This window comes from Parafrankia colletiae, from assembly GCF_001854655.1.
In the GTDB taxonomy this organism is placed as follows: domain Bacteria; phylum Actinomycetota; class Actinomycetes; order Frankiales; family Frankiaceae; genus Parafrankia; species Parafrankia colletiae.
In genome coordinates, this window is sequence record NZ_MBLM01000134.1 from 40,045 (window position 1) to 60,671 (window position 20,627).

The following is a 20,627-nucleotide window of genomic DNA, read 5'->3' on the forward strand; positions in this document are numbered from 1 at the left end:
CGCGGCCCTGGCGACGATCCGCGGCCGGCAGGAGGCCCTCGACGCCAGGGAGAACCGCCTGCACGAGCCGGTCGCCATCGTCGGCGTCGGGCTGCGCTTCCCCGGCGACAACCACACGCTGGACGATTTCTCCGCATTCCTCCGAGCCGGCAGAAACGGTATCCGTCCGGTACCGGAGGACCGGTGGGACCTGGATGCCTTCACCGCCCGGAACCCGGATGACCGGGGCCGCATCCGGGTAGCCGGCTGTGGTTTCGTCGACGATATCGACAAGTTCGACGCCCAGTTCTTCAACATTTCCCCGCTGGAAGCCCAGTTCACCGACCCGCAGCAGCGGATGCTGCTGGAGACGGCCTGGGAGGCGCTCGAGGACGCGAACATAAACCCGACGACCCTGCGGCACGGCAACGGCGGTGTTTATATCGGCGCGAGCTCCATCGACTACGCCCTCGAGCTGGACTCCCTGCCGTACGAGGACCTGGACGGCCATCTCGCCTCGGGCATCACCACCTTCCCGATGTCCGGCCGGCTGTCGTACTTCCTCGGCTGGCGCGGGCCGAGCATCAGCACCGACGCGGCCTGCGCGTCCTCGCTCACCGCCCTGCACCTGGCCGTCGACGGGCTGCGCTCCGGGCAGACCGACATCGCGCTGTGCGGCGCGGTCAATGCCATCCACCACCCGCGGATCCTGGTGGTGTTCTCGAACGGCAACATGATGGCGCCGGACGGTCAGTGCAAGACGTTCGACGAGGCGGCCGACGGCTACGCCCGCGCCGAGGGCTGCGCCGTGCTGGTCCTCAAGCGGCTCTCCGACGCCCGTCGGGACAACGACCGCGTCCTCGCGGTCGTCCGCGGCACCGCGATCGGCCAGGACGGTGAGAGCGCCGGGCTCACGGTGCCGAACGGCACCGCGCAGGAAGCCGTGATGCGGTCCGCGCTCGCGGACGCCCGGCTCTCCCCGTCCGACATCTCCTACGTCGAGGCGCACGGTACCGGCACCCCACTGGGCGACCCGATCGAGATGGGCGCCATCACCGAGGTGTTCTCCGAGTCGCGCACGAAGGCCACGCCGGTCTCCGTCGCGTCGGTGAAGACCAACATCGGCCACATGGAGCCGGTCGCCGGCCTCGGCGGGGTGATCAAGACCATCGCGCAGATGCGGGAGCGGACGATCTTCCCGCACCTGAACATGCCGAACCCGACCGGGCGTATCCCCTGGGAGAGCATCCCGGTCACGGTGCCCACCGAGAACCGCGACTGGGACGGCGGCGGTGACGGGGACGTCCGGCGGGCCCTGGTGAACAGCTTCGGGTTCGCGGGCAGCATCGCGTGCGCCGTCCTCGAGGAGGCACCGGCCGACACGTCGACTGCGACGCCGACCCCCGCGACGCCGACTCCCCCGGCGCCGGCGCCGCCGGCACCCGCCGCCACGCCGGCACCCGCCGCGTCACGCATCCCCGCCGACACGGAGATGACCGCCACGGACGGGGCGACCGGCCGGGTGTTCACGCTGTCGGCGAAGAGCCGGCCGGCGCTGAAGCTGCAGATCGAGCGCTACCAGCGGTTCCTCGCCGAGAACCCGGGCGTCGACCTGACCGGTCTGTGCTACACGGCGAACGTCGGCCGGGCGCACTTCACGCACCGGCTGGCCGGTGCGGTCCGCGGCCACGAGGAGCTCACCGACCTGCTGGCCCGGCAGCACGACCAGCTGGAGCGTGGCAAGGCCGGTGGGCCGGACGTCCGCAAGGTCGCCTTCCTGTTCACCGGGCAGGGCTCGCAGTACGCCGGCATGGGTGCCCCGCTCTACGACCGGTTCGCGGTGTTCCGCGAGCACGTCGACGAGTGCGACCGGCTGTTCGCGCCGTACCTCGGCGCCTCGGTCCGGGACATGATCCGCGGCACGGCCGCCGACCCGGAGCAGATCCACCAGACCCGTTTCACCCAGCCCGCGCTGTTCACCCTCGAGTACGCGCTGGCGAAACTGTGGCTGTCCTGGCGGGTCCGGCCGAACGTGCTGATCGGGCACAGCATCGGCGAGGTGGTCGCGGCGGCCGTCGCGGGCCTGTTCACCGTGGCGGACGCCGTCCGGCTGGTAGCGGCCCGGGCCCGGCTGATGCAGTCGGTCAGCGAGCCGGGCGGGATGATCGCGGTGAACGCCGCCGCCGCGGACGTCGAGCCGCTGCTCGCCGGCTACCCGGATCTGGCGATCGCCGGCATCAACGCGCCCGAGCAGTGCGTCGTCTCCGGTGGGGACAAGGCACTGGCCGAGGTCGGCGATCAGCTGACCGCCCGGGGGAACAACGTCCGGCGGCTGGCGGTCTCGCACGCGTTCCACTCCCCGCTGATGGCCGAGGTGTACGAGGCCTTCCGGGCCGAGATCGCCGACATCACGTTCCACGAGCCGACGCTCACCCTGATCTCGAACGTGACCGGCGCGGTGGCGAAGCCGGCCGAGATCTCGACGCCGGACTACTGGGTCCGGCACATCGGCGCACCGGTGAACTTCGAGGCCGGGGTGGGCGCGATCGCCCGCCGCGGCCGGCACGCCTTCGTCGAGGTGGGGCCGACCCGGGCACTGACCGCGCTGGCCCGCCAGTGCGTGCCGGCCGGGGACCACCGCTGGCTGACCAGCCTGGCGCCCAAGGACCTCGACGGCGCGACCATCGACGCCGCCGTCGCCGGGGTGTATGCGGCCGGGCTGGCGTTCTCCTGGCCGGCCTACCACGCCGACCGCCCGGGCCGGCTGATCTCGCTGCCGACCTACGCCTTCGACCGCCGGCGGCACTGGCTGCCGGTGAAGGGCCGCCGGCACGCGCTGGGCGGCGCTGCCATCGCCGGCCCGGTCACCCACCCCCTGCTCGGAGCCGAGGTGCCCACCGCCGGAACGGACACCCCCGGGACGGACACCGCCGGCTCGAACACCGCCGGCTCGGACACCCGCGTGCCGGGCGCCGACGGCGTACGCGAGTTCACCGCGCAGATCAGCGTGACCGAGCCCGCGTGGCTGGCGGACCACGTCGCGATGAACCGGGTGGTCTTCCCCGGAACCGGCTACCTGGAGACGCTGCTGGCGCTGCAGGACGCCGTGTACGGCGACACCGGACGGCCGATCGTGGACCTGCGCATCGCCGAGCCGCTGTTCCTGGCCGAGGACGAGCGGGTGCAGCTGCGGACCAGGCTGCGCCCGGCCGCGGACGGCACCGCCACGGTGGAGATCGTCAGCATCGTGCCGGGCTCCGACGGCCCGATCGAGCGCCGGCATGTCACCGCCGTCTTCGGGCCGCGGGCGGACGCCGCGCCGGCCCCGGCCGGCGAGCTGACCGCGGCCGGCCAGCGGCTGCGCGAGCTGGCCGCGGCGGCCGGGGCGGCCGGGGCGGCGGAGCCAGCGACGGCGGCCTCGGCTACGGCCCCGACCGCCGAGCTTTCCGCCGAGGAGGTCTACGCGGCCTACGCCGCGGCCGGCCTCGACTACGGCGAGCAGTTCCGTCGGATGCGCCGGGTGCTCCGCTACGGCGAGATCGGGACGCCGGACGTCCTGGCCGTCGGCGAGCTGCGGGGCAACGAGGCGGCGGGCGGCACCTCCGGCGTCGAGCTGGTGGCGCCGGCCATCCTCGACAGCGCGTCGCACGCGTTCGCCGCGCTGGCCGTCGACGACGAGAAGTACCTGCCGGTGCGTTTCGGCTACTTCCGGCTACTGAAGAAGCCCCGCTCCGCCGACCTGCAGGTGCTGCTGGCCACGGCTGAGGTGGACGCCGACGGCGTCGACGTCTCGCTCGACCTGCTCGTGCTGGAGGACGGCGAGCCGGTGTTCGAGCTGCGTGGCCTGGGCTGCCGCCGGCTCGCCGAGAGCACCGGCCGCCGGACGGGCCTCGTCCAGCACCTCCGCTGGACGAAGCAGTCGCTGCCCGGGCAGGGCGGTCAGACCGACCGGCATCTGCTCGCGGTGCTGCCGACCGGCACCGACGAACCGGCCAGTCTGCGGGCGCGGGCGGAGGGCGCCGGGGTGCGCCTGAGCATCGCCCGGACCCTCGCCGAGGTCCGCACCGCGCTGCGGGACGGCGCGGTCACCGACATCGGCTGGTGGTGGGCCGCTTCCGGCGGGCGGCCGAGCGCCGGGCCGGCGAGCGCCAGCCCGGCCGCGGCCAGCCTGGACACGGACAGCTCGGACACGGACGGCCCGACTGTGGCCGCGCTGTGGTCCGAGACGGAGTGGAACTACACCGAGCTGCTCGAGCTGGTCCGGGTGCTCGGCGATGCGGGGTTCGGCCGGGACCAGCGGCTGTGGCTGCTCACCGAGCGGGCCCAGCATCTGCCCGGCGACGCCCCCGCCGCCGCCGGGCCACCGGCCGCGGCGAGCCTGTGGGGCTTCGGCCACACGCTGCTCAACGAGTTCCCGTCCTGGCGGGTCACGCTGGTCGACCTGGCCGACACCGACACCGGGCCGTTCCTCGACGAGCTGACCGGCCGCACCGGCGAGGAGTTCCAGCTCGCCTTCCGCGGCGGTCTGCGCCACGTGCGCCGGCTGCTGCCAGCCGGCCCCGACGGCGGGCCGGAGGACGGGCCGGCCGGGCCGGACGGCAACGCCGAGCTGGTGATCCGGGAGTACGGCCGGTTCGGCGGGATCACGCTGGTGCCCAGCGCGGACGTCCCGCCGACCGGCGACGAGATCCAGGTGGCGGTACACGCGGCCGGGCTGAACTTCAAGGACGTGCTCAACGCGCTGGGGATGCTCCGCGAGTTCGGTGACCAGCCACTCGGCTTCGAGGCGGCGGGCACCGTCGTCGCGACCGGCCCGCAGGCAGCCTTCCAGCTCGGCGACGAGGTCGTCATCAACCACATGGGCTGCATGAAGCGCCGGATCACGGTGCCGTCGGCGATGGCGGTGCCCAAGCCGGCGAACGTCAGCTTCGTCCAGGCCGCCGGCCTCGGCTCGGTGTACGTCACCGCCTACTACGCGCTGACTACCCTGGCCGGGATGAAGGCCGGCGACAAGGTGCTCGTCCACGCCGCCGCCGGCGGTGTCGGCCAGGCCGCCGTGCACATGGCGAAGGCGGTCGGCGCCGAGGTGTACGCCACCGCCAGCCCGCACAAGTGGCCGCTGCTGCGGGCCCAGGGTGTGCGGCACGTGATGAACTCGCGCACGCTCGACTTCGCCGACGAGATCCTCCGGGCCACCGACGGCGCCGGCGTCGACATCGTCCTGAACAGCCTGAACAAGGACTTCATCCCGGCGGGGCTGCGGGCGCTGGGCGACGGCGGCCGGTTCGTCGAGATGGGCAAGGTCGGTGCCTGGACGCCGGAGCAGATGCAGGCTGCCCGCCCGGACGTCACGTACCACAACTTCGATCTCAGCGAGCTGCCCGAGACGGAGATGTACCGGCTCAACAGCGAGATCATGGGCATCGTCGTGAGCCGCGTCGCGGCCGGCGAGCTGCCGCCGATCCACACCACCGCCTACGCGCTCGACGAGGTCGAGGAGGCGTTCGGGGTCCTCAGCCGGGGTGCCAACATCGGCAAGCTGATCCTGACGTTCGTCGACGAGCACGTCCCGGCGGCCCGGGAGGTGACGCTCGACCCGGAGCACACCTACCTGGTCACCGGTGGGCTGGGCGGGCTCGGCCTGCTCACCGCCGGGCAGCTCGTCGACCGGGGCGCCCGGCACATCGCGCTGGTCGGCCGGCGCGCCGAACCCGCCGCGGACGTCGCGCCGCTGCTCGCCCGGTTGCGGGAGAAGGCCGAGGTCACGGTGCACCGGGCCGACATCTCCGAACCGGTCGAGGTGACGCGGCTGGTCCGGGAGCTGACCGCCGGGCGGCCGGTCGGCGGGATCGTGCACGCCGCCGGTGCCATCGTCGACGGCCCGGTCGCCGCCATGACCTGGGAGCAGATGCGTCCGGTGCTGGCGCCGAAGATGGCCGGTACGACGCTGCTGCACGAGGCCACGCGGGCCTTCCCGCAGCTCGCGTTCTTCGTCGGGTACTCGTCGGCCGCTTCGGTGACCGGCGCGCAGACCCAGGCGAACTACGCGGCGGCGAACGCCTACCTGGACGCGCTGATGCAGTGGCGGGCCGCCCGGGGCCTGCCGGGCCTGAGCATCAACTGGGGCCCGTGGAGCACGGTCGGCATGTCCGCCGGGCTCAGCGAGCAGCTGATCCGGCGCTGGGCTGACGAGGGCGTGCGGCTGCTGGCACCGGCGAAGGGCGTCCGGGCGTTCAGCGCGGTTCTCGGCGCGCCGACCGCCCAGGTGGTCGTCGGCGACGCGGACTGGGGCCGGTACGCCGCGACCCGGCCGGCCGGGAACGCCCTGTACGCCAGGTACGCCGTCGACGACGGTTCCGCGGCGCGCATCGACCTGGAGGCGCTCCTCGCGGCCAGCCGTCCGGAACGCACCGCGGCCATCGACGAGTTCGTGCGGGCCAAGGTCGCCGACGTCCTGCACTACGACGACGTCGAGGACGTCGACTCGGTCACCGAGTTCACCGCTCTCGGCCTCGACTCACTGGTGGCCGTCGAGCTCAAGAACGCCCTGGAGTCGGCGTTCCGGCTGCCGCTGGCGACGTCGATCGCCTACGACTACCCGTCGGCCAGCCTGCTCGCCGAGTTCCTGGACCAGCAGCTGGTGCCTGAGCCCGCGGCCTGAGGCCCACATCCCGGTGCCGGTGCCGGGCTGGTACCGACCCGGTGCCGGCCGGCACCGCACCGGCGGAGACGCCAGACGCCAGACGCCGGACACCAGACAACAGACGGAGTGAGGTCATGATCGATCCCGACGCCCACACGCTGACGGCCAGGTCCGCGGTGCACGCCGCACGTCGTCCCGATCACGTGGCCCTCATCTGCGAGGACCGGGAGCTGACCTACGCGCAGCTGCACCGGGAGAGCAACCGCACCGGGCACGCACTGCTCGCCGCCGGGCTGCGGCGCGGCTCCCGGGTGGCCTACCTCGGCCGGGAGTCCGAGTACTACTACGACCTGGTGCTCGGCTGTGCGAAGAGCGGCACCGTGCTGGTGCCGATCAACTGGCGGTTGACCGCCCGCGAGGTCGACCACGTCCTGCACGACTCCCACGCCGAGATCATCTTCGTGGAGGAGGAGTTCCGCCCGGTCGTCGAGCGGGTGCGGATGGACCTGCCGCGGCCGGTGACCGTGGTGACGGTCGACACCCCGGGCACCAGGTCGGGTGGGTTCCTGGCCTGGAAGGCCGGCCAGCCCGACACCGCGCTCGACCCGGGCACCGGCCCGGACGACCCGGTGGTGCAGATGTACACCAGCGGCACCACCGGRCTGCCGAAGGGCGTCGTGCTGGCGCACCGCACCTACTTCGTCTTCATCGAGAACATCCGCCGGGCCGGCAACGACTGGATCGACTGGCTGTCGACGGACCGTGCGCTGATCGCCTTCCCCGGTCTGCACTCCGGCGGCATGGCCTGGTTCCTGCACGGTTTCGTGGTCGGCTGGACCAGCGTGGTGATGCGGATGTTCGTGCCGGAGGAGGCGGTGCGGCTGATCCGGCATCACCGGATCACCAACACCTTCGCCGCCCCGGCGATGCTGCAGATGATGCTGGACGAGCGGGGTGCCACCCCGGAGGCGTTCTCGTCGCTGCGCAAGGTGGTCTACGGCGGCGCGCCCATGCCGGCGGCGCTGATGCTGCGCTGCGTCAAGGAGTTCGGCTGCGAGCTGGCGCAGATGTACGCCTCCGCGGAGACCGGCAGCGTGGTGACCGCGCTCGCCCCGCACGAGCATGTGCCCGGCCACCCGAAACTGGGCACCGCGGGCCGGGCCTGCCCGGGCAACGAGGTGCGGATCGTCGACGAGCAGGGCCGTGCCCTGCCCGCCGGCGAGATCGGTCAGGTGTGCGTACGGACGCCGGCCCGGTTCCTGGAGTACTGGAACCGTCCGGACGCCACCGCCGAGACCGTCCAGGATGGCTGGCTGCACATGCCGGACGCCGGTTACCTGGACCCCGACGGTTACCTGGTGATCTGCGACCGGATCAATGACATGATCATCGTTGCCGGGCAGAACATCTACCCGGTCGAGGTCGAGAACGCCATCCGGACCCATCCGGACGTGGTCGACGCGGCCGTGGTCGGGGTGGCGGACCCGCGGTGGGGCGAGGTCGTCCAGGCGGTCGTCGTCGCCCGGCCGGACGTCACCGTCACCGGCCGTGACCTGATGCGCTGGCTGCGCGGCCGGATCGCCGACTTCAAGATTCCCAACCGGTACGAGTTCGTCGATCAGCTGCCCCGCAACCCCACCGGGAAGGTCCTGCGCCGCGAGCTGCGGGCCCGGGCCGGCGCGGCGGCCGCGGCCGGCGGGGAGACACCATGAGCCCGCGGCCGCGCTGGTTCCAGCCGGCCGAGATCGACCCGGAGGCCGCGGTCCGGCTGTTCTGCCTTCCCCACGCGGGCGGCGGCGCGTCAACCTTCCACGGCTGGGCGGAGTACCTGCCCGCGGACGTCGCGATGCAGGCCGTGCAGCTGCCCGGCCGGCAGGACCGGCTCTCCGAGCCGCCGTTCACCCGGCCGGAGCCCCTGGTCGACGCGCTGTACGAGGCTCTGATGGACGAGCTGGACGACCGGCCGTACGCACTGTTCGGCCACTCGCTGGGCGCCCTGCTCGCCTACCGGCTGGCGGTGGCGATCGATCGGTACGGCGGCCCCCCACCGGTGCTCGTCGGCGCCGCCGGCTGGACGCCGCGGGGGTTTCTGGTGCCCCCCAAGGACAAGATCGACGCACCGCAGCAGGAGCTGGTGGACTGGCTCATCAGCCTCGGCTCGCTACCACCGGAGATCTACACCGACGAGCGGATGCTCGCGATCACGATGCCGCCGACCCGGGCCGACCTGACCGTCTGCGCCTATCTGGTGGACGACGGAGCCCGGGTGCCGTGCCCGCTGGTCACCTACACCGGGCGGGCGGACACCCTGATGAGCGAGGGCGCCGTCAGTTCCTGGCTCGGCCGCGGAACCAGCTACCTCGGCAACCGCGAGTTTCCCGGCGGCCATTTCTTCGTCGACGACTGCGGCCTCGCCATCGCCCTCGACCTTGTCAGCCACCTGCGCCACTACCTGGCCCCGGCCCGTTAGTACCGCGCGGCGCGGTTGGTACCGCGCCGCGTGGTTCGCCTTCGGCCCGAGGCGGCCCCCGACCCGTCCCGTTTTCGTTCCCGTTCGTTCGTTGCGCACCCGAAGGAGTCACGGACATGATCCCGAACAGCGACTGGAACAACTTCGTCGACCGCTACATGGCCTCCTGGAACGAGGAGGACCCCGCCGCCCGCCGGAAGATCATCGACGAGATCTGGGCGGAGGACGGCACCTACTACAACCGGCTCTTCGTGGTCAGCGGCCGCGACATGATCGAGAACGCAGTCACCGCCGCGCACAACGAGTACTTCACCAAGGGATTCTCGTTCCGCTCCCAGAACGACGCCTACGRCCATCACGGCGGCTGTCTCTTCGGCTGGGTGATGGTCAGCACCGCGACCGGTGCGGTCGACACCTTCGGCCGGGATTTCATCGTGACCAACGCCGACGGGCAGATCACCATCGACTACCAGTTCGGCATGAAGCCGCCGTCGCTCTGACGTGAACTGACCGGGTCCGGCGTGGCCTGATCCGGCGAGAACACAGAAACCCGACACCTGACGCCCGGGACCCGGCACCCGGCGGACGCGGACGCGGAAGAGGGATCCCGATGCATGACCCGCAGGCACTGCTCGACTCGGGTGAGGAGGCCGTCGCGCGGATGTGCCGCCGCGGCCACTCCCTCGATCTGACGACCCTGGGCGAGCTGACCCGGCTGCGCCGCCAGACGGTGGACGCGGTCGGGCGCCTGCGGGCCGAGTCCAACCAGCTCGCCCGGGCCGGCCGGGACCGCGGCCGATCCGGCGGGGTCGCCCAGGCCGACGTCCGGAGCCGGGCGCGGGAGCTCAAGGAACGGATCCAGCAGACGGAGGCCGAGCACCGCCTGGTCTCCGCCGAGCTGGACGACGTGCTGTTGGCGATCCCGAACCTGCCAGCCGACGACATCCCGGACGGGAACTCGGCGGCCGAGGCGGTCGAGCTGTACCGGGTCGGCGCGCCGCCCGTGTTCGACTTCCCGGCCCGCCACCACGCCGAGATCGGGGAGCTCACCGGGGTGCTGGACATGCGCCGGGCCGCCCGGCTCTCCGGCGCCCGGTTCGCCGTCGCACGGGGCCAGGGCGCTGCGCTGGGACGCGCCCTGGCCGCCTTCTTCCTGGACGTCCACACCAGAGAGCACGGCTACACCGAGTACGCGGTACCGAGCCTGGTCAGCCGGGAGACGATGACCGGGACGGGACAGCTGCCCAAGTTCGAGCAGGATCTGTTCCGGACCAGGGTCGGGGACCGCGATCTCTACCTCATCCCGACCGGAGAGGTGCCGCTGACCAGCCTGCACGCCGGGGAGACCCTCGACGCGGCAGAGCTGCCGCTCGCGCTCACCGGCCACACACCGTGCTTCCGGTCGGAGGCCGGCTCCTACGGCCGGGACACCCGGGGCATCCTGCGGCTGCACGAGTTCGCGAAGGTGGAGCTGGTACGCATCTGCGCGCCCGAGCAGTCCGAGCAGGAGCTGGCGCTGCTCCTCGGGCACGCCGAGGAGCTGCTGCGCCGCCTCGGGCTGGCCTACCGGGTCGTCGTGCTACCCGCCGGCGACATCGGGTTCTCCGCCCGCAAGACCTTCGACATCGAGGTGTGGCTGCCCAGTCAGGACGACTACCGGGAGATCTCGTCCTGCTCGGACTGCGGCACCTTCCAGGCCCGCCGGGCCCGTATCCGGATCCGGGACCGCCACGGCGCCACCAGCTTCGCGGCGACGCTGAACGGCTCCGGCCTGCCCGTCGGCCGCACCGTCGCCGCCATCCTCGAGCAGTACCAGCGCCCCGACGGTTCGGTCACGGTGCCCGACGTCCTCGTCCCCTACCTCGGCGGCCAGCGGCTGATCGAGATCACGCCCCGGACCTGAGAGCCTCGGTCGTCGTCGCGTCCGCCGGGAAGAACGACTCGATCGTCAGCTCGGCGACGGTGACGTCGCGCGGTGTGCCGAATGTGGCCACCATGCAGAAGAAGGACAGCTCCTGGTCGCCGACCCGCAGCCGCAGGGGTACGAAGATGTCCCCGGCTCCCGGGACGGCGACCTCGGGCTCCTCCTCGTCGCACGGATAGCTCGACAGCTCGGCGTACAGGTCCGCCAGCCGACCGTCCGCCGCGACCCGCCGCCGCACGCGGCCGAGCAGGTGCGCCCGCCATTCACCGAGATTGAGGATCCACGGCGCCATTCCGAGCGGGTGCAGGGCCAGCCGCAGTGTGTTGACCGGCGGCGCGAGCACCTCCGGAGCGGCCAGGTCGGTGAACAGCGACAGGCTCGGATTCGCGTCGACAATGTTCCAGTCCCGGTCGACGACGACCGCGGGATACGGCGCATGGCCGGCCAGCACGCTGCGCACCGCTGTCCGCACCGAGGACATCTGCGGGGCGGTGAGCGAGGTCTCCGGATAGGCCGGCGCATAACCCGCGGCGAGAAGCAGGTCATTGCGGTCCCGCAGCGGGACGTCCAGCTGGTCGGTGAGCCGCAGCACCATGTCGCGGCTCGGGCGGGCCCGGCCGGTCTCCAGAAAGCTCAGATGACGGGCCGAGACCTGGGCGTACGACGCCAGTTCCAGCTGGCTGAGACGTCGGCGCTCCCGCCAGAGCCGCAACAGCTCACCTACCTGTGGGCTACGGTACGTCCCGGCAATCGCCGTGGTCATGCAGCCTCCTGCCATCCGGCGGTCCTGATCGACACCGACCGTACGCCATGGCAACGGACCGCAACCACATGTGTATCCCACAGACACCGCCGCCGGGCCGGCACCTCCCTCGTGCGGAGGCACCGGCCCGGCGGCGGGCCACTGGTGGTGAAACGCGGAGAGGGCAGGATTCGAACCTACGTGGATCAGAGATCCTCCCAGACCGAAGCCCGGGCCCCGTTAGGCCGCTACGGAAACCTCTCCCAGAAACATGATGCCGATGGTACGGGTGGCGCGGTACAACCCCTCCCTTACAGCCTGACAGTGAAACGCGGAGAGGGCAGGATTCGAACCTACGTGGATCAGAGATCCTCCCAGACCGAAGCCCGGGCCCCGTTAGGCCGCTACGGAAACCTCTCCCAGAAACATGATGCCGATGGTACGGGTGGCGCGGTACAACCCCTCCCTTACAGCCTGACAGTGAAACGCGGAGAGGGCAGGATTCGAACCTACGTGGATCAGAGATCCTCCCAGACCGAAGCCCGGGCCCCGTTAGGCCGCTACGGAAACCTCTCCCAGAAACATGGTGCGGGTGGTGCGGGTGGTGCGGTGCAGTTCGTTTCTTGCAGTTCTTACTGTGCACCCTGCCTCTGATGTGCCGCTGACGTCGGTCTGACGTCGTCGGTCTGCTCGGGGCGGCCGGCCGAGCGCTGCACGAGGGTCGAAACCCTGGCTGCGCCACCTGCGCGACGCCCATACTGATCCGTAAACGTCATCGCGGAGGGCGGGAAGCTYACAGTGCGGCCACCGACCGGCAACGAGATCCGTCCGACCGTGCCTGATCTGTTGGGGCGCTGTGTGCGGGAGTTCGGGTCCGCCGACTACCTCGTCTCGCTCACCGACCGGCTGACCTACGCCGAGGCGGAGGCGCGGTCCGCCCGGGCGGCCCGGTGGCTGCTCCACGAGGGTGTCGGCAAGGGCACCCGGGTGGGCCTGTTCTTCCCCAGCGGCGTCGAGTGGGCCGTCTGGTGGCTGGCGGTGAGCCGGATCGGGGCCGTGGCCGTTCCGTTCAGCACGCTGTACCAGCCGATGGAGATCGCCAAGGTCGCGCGGCTGGCCGATGTGCAGCTCCTGATCGCGCCGACGACAGTGCTGAGCATCGACATCGCCGATCGGTTCGAGACGGCCTTCCCGGAACTGGCGGGGCAGCTCGCCGGGCAGCCGGTCGGTCAGCTCGAGCTGGCCGGCGCGCCGTACCTGCGGCGGATCGTGCTGACCGGGCCGACGGACCGGGGGTGGGCCACCCGCTGGGATCCGCGGGACCCGGCGATGGTGCGGGCCGAGCTGCTTGCCGCGGTGGAGACCGAGGTGACCCCGGCCGACCTGGCACTCATGGTCCACACCTCCGGTTCGACCGCTGACCCGAAAGGCGTGCTGCACACCCACGGCACGCTGGTGCGTCAGACCTCCACCTGGCCGGCGGCGATCCGCGGGCTCACCGGCGTCGACCACGAGCCCCGCATCCTCTGTGCGATGCCGTTCTTCTGGATCGGCGGGATCCTGGCCGCGACCGGCGCTCTGCACGAGCCTGTCGCGGTGCTGGTGCTGGCACGGCTGGAGGCCGGGGCGGCTCTCGACCTCGCCGAGCGGGAGCGTGCGAACGGCGTCGTCGGCTGGCCGGCGTTCACCCAGCAGCTGCGGCTGCACCCGTCCTTTCCCGACCGGGACCTGCGCAGCGCTCCCGCGCTCCGGGACGGACCGGTGGATCTCTCGATGGCGGGCGTCCCGGACGGTCATCCGACCCACCGCAGCCTGACCGAGTCCGGCGGGAGCTTCGCGTTCACCGAGACCTCGATCATCGACGCCGACGGCGCGCCGGTCCCGGACGGGACGGTCGGCGAGCTGCTCATCCGCGGCATCGGCGCGATGGCCGGCTACAACAAGCGCGAACGCTGGGAGGTCTTCGACGCGGACGGCTGGTACCACACCAGCGACCGCGTCTACCGGAGGACGGGCGACCCTCGGCTCTTCTACGTCGGCCGGGACAGCGAACTGATCAAGGTCGCCGGGTCGAACGTGTCACCGCGCGAGGTCGAGGCCGTCCTTGAGGAGTTTCCCGAGGTGGYGCACTGCATCGTGACCGGCATCGAGCATCCTGGCCGTGGGGAGGAGGTGTGCGTGGTCATCGTCCCGGCCACGGCGGGCATCGACGTGGCCGCTCTCACCGCCCGCGCCCGCGCCCGGCTGTCGAGCTACAAGGTCCCGACCCGGTGGATCGTCGCCGCGGACGACGAGGTACCGGCTCTGCCGAGCGGCAAGCCCGACCGCCGGGGCCTCCGCTCCCTGATCAGGGACGGCCGGTTGACGTAGGCGCGGCCCCGGCACGGCGTGGCGAGGACAGCCGCCTCAGGGTGGCAGCATGCGAGTCAAGGCGTCGGGTGGCACGTGGAATCCGAAGAGGGCTCGTCTCGTGGTGACCACGGGCCAGCTCGTATGCAGGCTGTCGCGCAGCCGTCGACCTTGCCCGAGGGGAAGAATGTCGCGATTCCTGTTCGCCACAATCCCGGCCGTCGGCCACACCGTGCCCGCACTGCCCATTGCCCACGCCCTGGTCGAACGCGGTCATACCGTGCGCTGGTACACCGGCGCCGCCTTCGAGGCGAAGATCACCGCGGCCGGTGCGCGATTCCGTCCGATCACAGACCCGGCCTTCGACTACAGCCTCGTCGGGCTGGATCAGCACTTCCCGCGGCGCCGGGCACTGTCCGGGCTGAAGAAGCTGCGGTTCGACCTGGTTCAGGCGCTTGCGAAGCCGGCGCCGAACCAGGTTCGGGACCTGACGGCGCTGTTGCAGGAGGAGCCGGCTGACGCGGTGGTCACCGACACCGCGTTCATCGGCGGGATACTCCTGCAGGAACTGGGCGGACCGCCGCTGGCCGGATTCGGCATCAGCGTCCTGCCCTTCCCCAGCAGGGATCTCGCGCCCTTCGGCACGGGACTGGCGCCGGCCACCGGCCCACTGGGCCGGCTGCGCAACAGGATGCTGGACAGTTTCACGCGCCAGGTGGTGTATCGGCCGGTCACCGCCGACATCAACCGGACCCGGCGGGTGTTCGGCCTTCCCGCGGCAACCGGAACGATTTTCTCCTACCCGCTGGCCACTGCGCTCTATCTGCAGTTCAGTCCGCCCAGTTTCGAGTACGACGTCTCGGACCTGCCAGGCCAGGTCTCGTTCGTCGGGCCGCCGCGCCCGTCGGTCGACCCCGGGTGGCGGCCGCCGTCCTGGTGGGACGAGCTGTCCGGACGCCGGGTCGTTCTCATCAACCAGGGAACGATCGCCACCGACGCCGATCAGCTGATCCGACCGGCGCTGGCCGGGCTCGCGGGCGAGGACGTTCTCGTCGTCGCGGTCACCGGGGGTGGCGACCCGGCGGAGCTCGGGCCGCTGCCGGCCAATGCGCGGGTGGAGCGGTTCATCCCGTTCGACCAGCTGCTCCCGTGGGTCGACGTGTTCGTCACCAACGGCGGCTACGGCGGTGTGCAGCTCGCGCTCTCACACGGCGTCCCGATGGTCGGCGCGGGCCGAACGGAGGACAAGATCGAGGTCACCGCCAGGATTGCCGCCTCCGGCGTCGGGGTGAACCTGCGCACGCAGACCCCGGAGCCGGCCGCGGTCCGGGCAGCTGTCGCGGCGGTTCTCGGCGACTCCCGGTACGCCACCGCCGCGCGTCGGATGCAGGCCGAGATCGCGCAGGCAGGACGCGAGACCCGGGCGGCCGAGCTGCTCGAGCAGCTCGCCGACGGATCGGCGCCGAGGCGGTCCGTACCCCGTCAGGGACGACGGTCGATCGACTCCAGGTCCAGCTACCGGGGCGCCAGGCGATGACGGCACCGTCTGGCGCCCCGGTGTGGTTCTCAGGAGCGGGCCGTCTCCCGGTCCGGGCCGGGCCGGCCATCGTCGGAGGAGCCGGGGTTCTCGTCCGGCGCGGTCGCCCCGTCCGGGGTGGTTGATGCGTCCGGCGTGGTCGACGCGTCCGGCGAGGCGGCCGTGGCTGTGTCCGGCGCGGTGCCCGTGCCCTGGGCGGGAACCGCGCCCTGGGCGGGAACGGCACCGTGGGCGATGGGCTCGTCGGCCGGTTCGACCGAGACGTGCGGGATGATGCGGTCCAGCCACTTCGGCAGGTACCAGTTCGACTTTCCGACCAGGTGCATCACCGACGGTACGAGCATGGTCCGCAGGACGAACGCGTCGAGGAACACGGCGGCCGCGAGCCCGGTACCGAAAATCTTGATCGCACGGCCGGGGCTGATCACGAAGCCGAGGAAGACGGCAATCATGATGATCGCGGCAGCGGTGATGATGCCGCCGGTCTCAGCCTGCCCGACGGTCACCGACCGCTTGTTGTCGCGGGTGTGGATCCATTCCTCGTGCATACGGCTGACCAGGAAGACCTGGTAGTCCATGGACAGGCCGAACAGGATGGCGAACAGCATGACCGGCATCCAGGCGTCGATCGGACCACCCGGCCCGGCGCCCATGGCTTCGGAGAGCCAACCCCACTGGAAGATCGCCACGGACAGACCGAATGCTCCACCAGCCGCGAGCAGGTTCATCACCGCGGCGGTCAGCGGGATCACCAGGCTGCGGAAGGCGATGAGCAGCAGGACGAACGACATGCCGACCACGACCGCGATGAACAGCGGCATCTTCCGGGCGAGCACACTGGCGAAGTCGACGTTGATCGCCGTCTCGCCGTAGGCGTAGATCTGGTTCGGCGTGCCGTCATACAGCGGGGGCAGCACGGACGACCGCAGGTGCCGCACCAGTTCGTAGGTCTTCTCCGACTGCGGTGACGTAGTCGTCTTGAAGGTCACGAAGGCGACGTTCTCCGCCAACGGCAGGGGCGCCACGCTGGCCGGGTCGATACCCGGGGTGTCGGCCAGCACGGTGGACACGCGCTCCAGGTAGGCCTCGTCCGAGGCGCCCGGGCCGCTCACGACCGCTTCCAGCGCGGAGTTGTAGCCGACACCGAAGTCGTCCGAGATCAGGTCGTAGCCGGCGCGGGTCGTGGAGCTCTTCGGGTCGCTGCCCTGGTCGCTGGCGCCCAGCTGCAGGACGAAGATCGGCAGGCCGATCGCGATCATGATCACACCCGAGACGACCGCGACGCCGATGCGCTGCCGGGCGACGAAGTTCGACCAGCGAGCCCACACCCCGACCTGCTCGTCGTCGATGAAGTCGCCGGCCCGCACCGCCGCCCGCTGCCGGCGCGGCAGCACCTTCAGGCCGAACAGGCTGAGCAGGGCCGGCAGCAGGGTGAGCGAGGCGATCATGGTGAGACCGACCGCGAGCGCGGTCGCCACCGCCATGCCGTTGAAGAAGCTCACTCCGAGCGCGATGAGGCCGAGGATCGCGATGCACACGGTCGTGCCGGCGAACAGCACCGCCCGGCCGGAGGTGTTGATCGCGTTCACGATCGACTCCGAGACGGGCATGCCACGCCGCAGGTTGCGGCGGTGCCGCGTGACGATGAACAGCGCGTAGTCCACACCGACACCGATGACCATCAGCTCGGCCAGGTACGGGGTGATGTTGGAGACGTTGATGGCGTGGCTGAGGATGTAGATCGCACCGAGGCCGCTGATGAGCGAGACGAGCGCGGTGGCCAACGGCAGAACCGTGGCCGCCACGGTGCGGAACACCAGCGCCAGGATGACGAGCGCGGCGCCGAAGCCGATGAGGACCGACAGGCCCGACCCCTCGCTCTGGCCGATGCCGGTGAACGCGTTTCCGGTGAACTCGACCTGCAGGTCGTCGCTACGCAGTTCCACCAACTGGTCGTAAACGTTCACGAACAGCTCGGTGTCGTAGAAGTCGCTCTCCCAGGTGATGCTGACCAGCGCCGTGGTGGAGCCGCGCGCACTGTTGAGCAGCTGCGGGTTCCCGGGCGCGTCGGCGCCGTTGTTTGCGCAATCAATCGAGGCCCACGGTGATGTGATAAGCGCCACATGGTTACCTGAGTCACACACCCCGGTAAGCGCCGATTCCAGCCCATCGGGAGCCTCGGTGAACGCTCCGTCCCGATTCTTGAGCACGACCGTGCCCGTGGCGCCGTTCTGGTTGTTCAGGCCGGCGCCTTCGAGCAGGTCCGCCACGGACGCGGTCTCGGTGTCCGGCAGGCTGAAGGTGTCACGGTACGAGGCTCCACCCATCGCGCTGGCGATACCCTGCGCCGCGACGACGAAGGCGATCCAGCCAACGACGACCAGCCATCGGCGCCGGACAGCGAATTCGGCGATCCGTTTCATCAGTTCTCCTGCCCACTATCCGGCATCCGGCGAACGACCTGGCACCGGCGATCAGATCCAAGTTGCTCACAAGCCTTGCACACGCTTCCCGGCAGCCAGTATGCGGATGGGGCAATGCGATCAGGCACCCGAGTTGTCGAATCGCGACGATGGTCGCGTACCCGACAGTGCGGGCCACTTTCTGCGACGTGGCGCCACGCTCGGCAGCGGGGTGGGCCGCCCGGCCGTCAAGGATTGACGCGCCGTGCGACCACCCTCCCGCGATGTCAGGGTGTCAGGTCAGATGGTCAGTTCGCTCACCGCAGAGGCAGGATCCGGACGATCCGCAGGGACGTCGCGGACGCGCCCGCGGCGGGGAAGGCCACGCTGCCGTCGGAATAGTCCTTGGCCTCCACGTAGGTGTGATCCGGCACCGCGATCGTGAACTGGCCGCCCACGGTGTTGCCGGTGGTGGAATCAAAGACCTGGGCGGTGGTCGAGGAACCGGACCGCCAGGTCAGCAGCATCCGCCCCGCTCCGTAGGCGGCCAGGTGCGAGTGCTGGCTGCGGGCGGCGGTGACCACCGTGCGGTCGGACGCGCCCGTGGAGAAGTGCTCCAGCCGCACCTGGTTGCCGTTGCTCCAGGCCGTCCAGTAGCCCACGTCGCCGGCCAGCACGATGTTGCCGCCGAACAGCGTCCCGTCACAGACCCCGGCGACGACGGTCTGGCGGGTGTCGGGCCGGGCGATGCGGCAGTTGTTGTCCGTCGCGCAGACCATCGCGAAGTGGCCGGTGCGGTCATCCCAGGCGAGGTGGGAGTCCCAGGCGTGGCTGCAGCCCCACTCGAAGCTGTCGTGCCCGGAGACCAGGGCGCCGGTGGTGGCGTTGACGACCTGCATGCGGTCGCCCTCGTGGATGTCGACGCAGGCGCCGTTCGCCACGGTGATCGCCGCCTCGAAGTAGGCGGCGTAGTTGGTGCCGTCGAAGGCCAGGGTGCCGTGGTGGTTGTACCACCAGACGAACAGGGCGCCTGGGTCGTAGCCGCCCCGGCTGGCGTTCAGGTTCGTGACCTGGCGCTCCCAGACCTGCCGGCCGGTGTTGTCCAGGCGGACCATCCACATCGTCCTGGTCGGGCTGGACGTCCCGCCGCACAACCGGCCGCTGCCCTGCGGGCCGGGACGGGTCAGCAGCACCACCACGCCGTCCGCGTCCGCCCGGACGTCCTGCAGGTCGACGGCGTCGAGCGCGGTGGGTGTGCCGACCAACTGGTCGGCACAGTCGAGCCGGCCGAGGCGGACCTTCGCGTCGGTCCCCAGCCAGGCCAGCCACGACCCGCCACCCGGCGCCGCGGCGATCGCGGCCGGCAGCGGGTCGGTGTCACCCTGCGGCGCGAAGCTGACCACCGGCGACCCCAGACTCACCTCGGTGATCCGCGTTGCCGGCGCGGCCCCCGCCGCCCGCCCGCAGGCGCCGGACACCGGCCCGGTCGGACCCGTGGTCTGCGTGGACGTCGGAGTTCCCGCCGCGGTGGGTGAGGACGACGGCGTCGTGGGACGGACCGTCGGCGAGGCGGGCGGGGTGCCTGTCGGGGTGCCAGCCGGGGCGGCAGGCGGCTGCGACGGCGAGGCCGTCGGCACCGAGGGCGAGGCCGTCGGGGTTGCACCCGTGCCCCCTCCCCCGCCGGAGCCGACGGGTGCGCAGCCACCACCGATCGCGGCGACGGTGACGGCCACCAGCACCGACCTGCGGACCGCTTGTTTCAACGACATGTGTTGGGCTCTCCGTCGAATCGGGTCCCCTCCCGCGGTGAAGTCGTTTCGTGACCGTGATCGGTTGCCCGGCCCCGCGGAATTGTCCAAGTGGCGATGGTGTTGCCGCCGCTGACGGTCCAGGGCGAGGAAAGGTGACGCACCGTGAAGGTCGAAGTGTGGTCGGACGTCGTCTGCCCGTGGTGCTACATCGGCAAGCGGCGGCTGGAGAAGGCGCTCGCCTCGTACGAGCACGCGGACGAGGTCGAGGTCGTCTGGCGCAGCTTCCAGCTCGATCCCACGCAGCGGCGCGGTGAGAACCTCCCGACCTCGCAGATGCTGGCGAGCAAGTACGGCGTCAGCCCGGCGGAGGCCACGGCGATGAACGATCGCGTGACAGCGCTGGCCGCCGAGGAGGGCCTGGCCTACCGCCTCGACCTGGCCGTCACCGCCAACACCCTCGACGCGCACCGGCTGATCCACTTCGCGGCCACCCGCGGGCTGGCCGACGGCACGCAGGACCGGCTGCTGCGCGCAGCCCTGGTGGACGGCGCCGCCATCGACGACCCGGACACCCTCGTCCGGCTCGCCACCGAGGTCGGGCTGCCGGCCGACGCGACCCGCGAGGCCCTCGACGGCGGCGCGTACACCGAGGACGTCCAGGCCGACCTCGAGCAGGCCCGCGCGCTCGGCATCCGCGGCGTGCCGTTCTACGCCGTCGACCGCACCTACGGTGTCTCCGGCGCGCAGCCGGCGGAGACGCTCCTGGACCTGCTGCGCAGGGCGTCGGCCCCCGCCGCGCTCTGACCCCGGCGGCCGACGCCTACTGCGGT

11 protein-coding genes and 3 tRNA genes are annotated in these 20,627 nt (G+C 71.4%); 8 read left to right on the top strand and 6 right to left on the bottom strand.

Annotated elements, in window-relative coordinates; genetic code table 11:
• The first annotated feature begins 7 nt into the window (after positions 1 to 7).
• From CC117_RS22455 to serS, 5 genes are all read left to right on the top strand, one after another.
• The gene (locus tag CC117_RS22455) at positions 8 to 6,640 is read left to right on the top strand and encodes a type I polyketide synthase (protein WP_407673572.1); all 6,633 of its coding nucleotides are present in this window, start codon (positions 8 to 10) and stop codon (positions 6,638 to 6,640) included.
• A gap of 116 nt (positions 6,641 to 6,756) precedes the next feature.
• Positions 6,757 to 8,334: a long-chain-fatty-acid--CoA ligase gene (locus tag CC117_RS22460; RefSeq protein WP_071087302.1), complete on the top strand. Its 1,578-nt coding sequence runs from the start codon at positions 6,757 to 6,759 to the stop codon at positions 8,332 to 8,334.
• Entirely contained in the window at positions 8,331 to 9,092 is a 762-nt protein-coding gene (locus CC117_RS22465; protein WP_071087304.1) for a thioesterase II family protein, read from the top strand. The genes CC117_RS22460 and CC117_RS22465 overlap by 4 nt, the downstream gene beginning before the upstream one ends.
• A 116-nt stretch (positions 9,093 to 9,208) precedes the next feature.
• Positions 9,209 to 9,592 (top strand): nuclear transport factor 2 family protein, encoded by a 384-nt coding sequence (locus CC117_RS22470; RefSeq protein WP_071087306.1) that lies wholly within the window; start codon positions 9,209 to 9,211, stop codon positions 9,590 to 9,592.
• Between the two features lie 110 nt (positions 9,593 to 9,702).
• Positions 9,703 to 10,995 carry a serine--tRNA ligase gene (gene serS, locus CC117_RS22475; protein ID WP_071087308.1) on the top strand — a complete coding sequence of 431 codons (1,293 nt, stop codon included), beginning with the start codon at positions 9,703 to 9,705 and terminating at the stop codon, positions 10,993 to 10,995.
• Here the strand turns inward: serS and CC117_RS22480 are convergent.
• From CC117_RS22480 to CC117_RS37535, 4 genes are all read right to left on the bottom strand, one after another.
• Complete coding sequence (locus tag CC117_RS22480) at positions 10,979 to 11,779, bottom strand: helix-turn-helix domain-containing protein (RefSeq protein ID WP_071087310.1); 801 nt, start codon at positions 11,777 to 11,779, stop codon at positions 10,979 to 10,981. The two genes, serS and CC117_RS22480, sit on opposite strands and share 17 nt — an antisense overlap.
• Positions 11,780 to 11,934: 155 nt before the next feature.
• Positions 11,935 to 12,022 (bottom strand) — tRNA-Arg (locus CC117_RS37525).
• A 68-nt stretch (positions 12,023 to 12,090) separates the two neighbouring features.
• Positions 12,091 to 12,178: transfer RNA gene (locus tag CC117_RS37530), tRNA-Arg, on the bottom strand.
• A 68-nt stretch (positions 12,179 to 12,246) separates the two neighbouring features.
• Positions 12,247 to 12,334 (bottom strand) — tRNA-Arg (locus CC117_RS37535).
• 222 nt (positions 12,335 to 12,556) lie between these two features.
• Between CC117_RS37535 and CC117_RS22485 the strand changes: the two genes are divergently transcribed.
• Together CC117_RS22485 and CC117_RS22490 are read left to right on the top strand one after the other, a co-directional pair.
• Positions 12,557 to 14,128 (top strand): class I adenylate-forming enzyme family protein, encoded by a 1,572-nt coding sequence (locus tag CC117_RS22485; protein ID WP_071087312.1) that lies wholly within the window; start codon positions 12,557 to 12,559, stop codon positions 14,126 to 14,128.
• Positions 14,129 to 14,294: 166 nt separating this feature from the next.
• Positions 14,295 to 15,644: a nucleotide disphospho-sugar-binding domain-containing protein gene (locus CC117_RS22490; RefSeq protein WP_071087314.1), complete on the top strand. Its 1,350-nt coding sequence runs from the start codon at positions 14,295 to 14,297 to the stop codon at positions 15,642 to 15,644.
• A 29-nt stretch (positions 15,645 to 15,673) separates the two neighbouring features.
• Here CC117_RS22490 and CC117_RS22495 read toward each other — a convergent pair whose 3' ends face one another.
• Positions 15,674 to 18,067, bottom strand: coding sequence for an MMPL family transporter (locus tag CC117_RS22495; RefSeq protein WP_071087316.1), 2,394 nt, complete (start codon positions 18,065 to 18,067; stop codon positions 15,674 to 15,676).
• A 296-nt stretch (positions 18,068 to 18,363) separates the two neighbouring features.
• Positions 18,364 to 19,815, bottom strand: a complete 1,452-nt coding sequence (locus tag CC117_RS22500) for a hypothetical protein (RefSeq protein WP_071087318.1) — start codon at positions 19,813 to 19,815, stop codon at positions 18,364 to 18,366.
• A 144-nt stretch (positions 19,816 to 19,959) separates the two neighbouring features.
• Between CC117_RS22500 and CC117_RS22505 the strand changes: the two genes are divergently transcribed.
• Positions 19,960 to 20,601 carry a DsbA family oxidoreductase gene (locus tag CC117_RS22505; RefSeq protein ID WP_071087320.1) on the top strand — a complete coding sequence of 214 codons (642 nt, stop codon included), beginning with the start codon at positions 19,960 to 19,962 and terminating at the stop codon, positions 20,599 to 20,601.
• Positions 20,602 to 20,627: the final 26 nt, after the last annotated feature.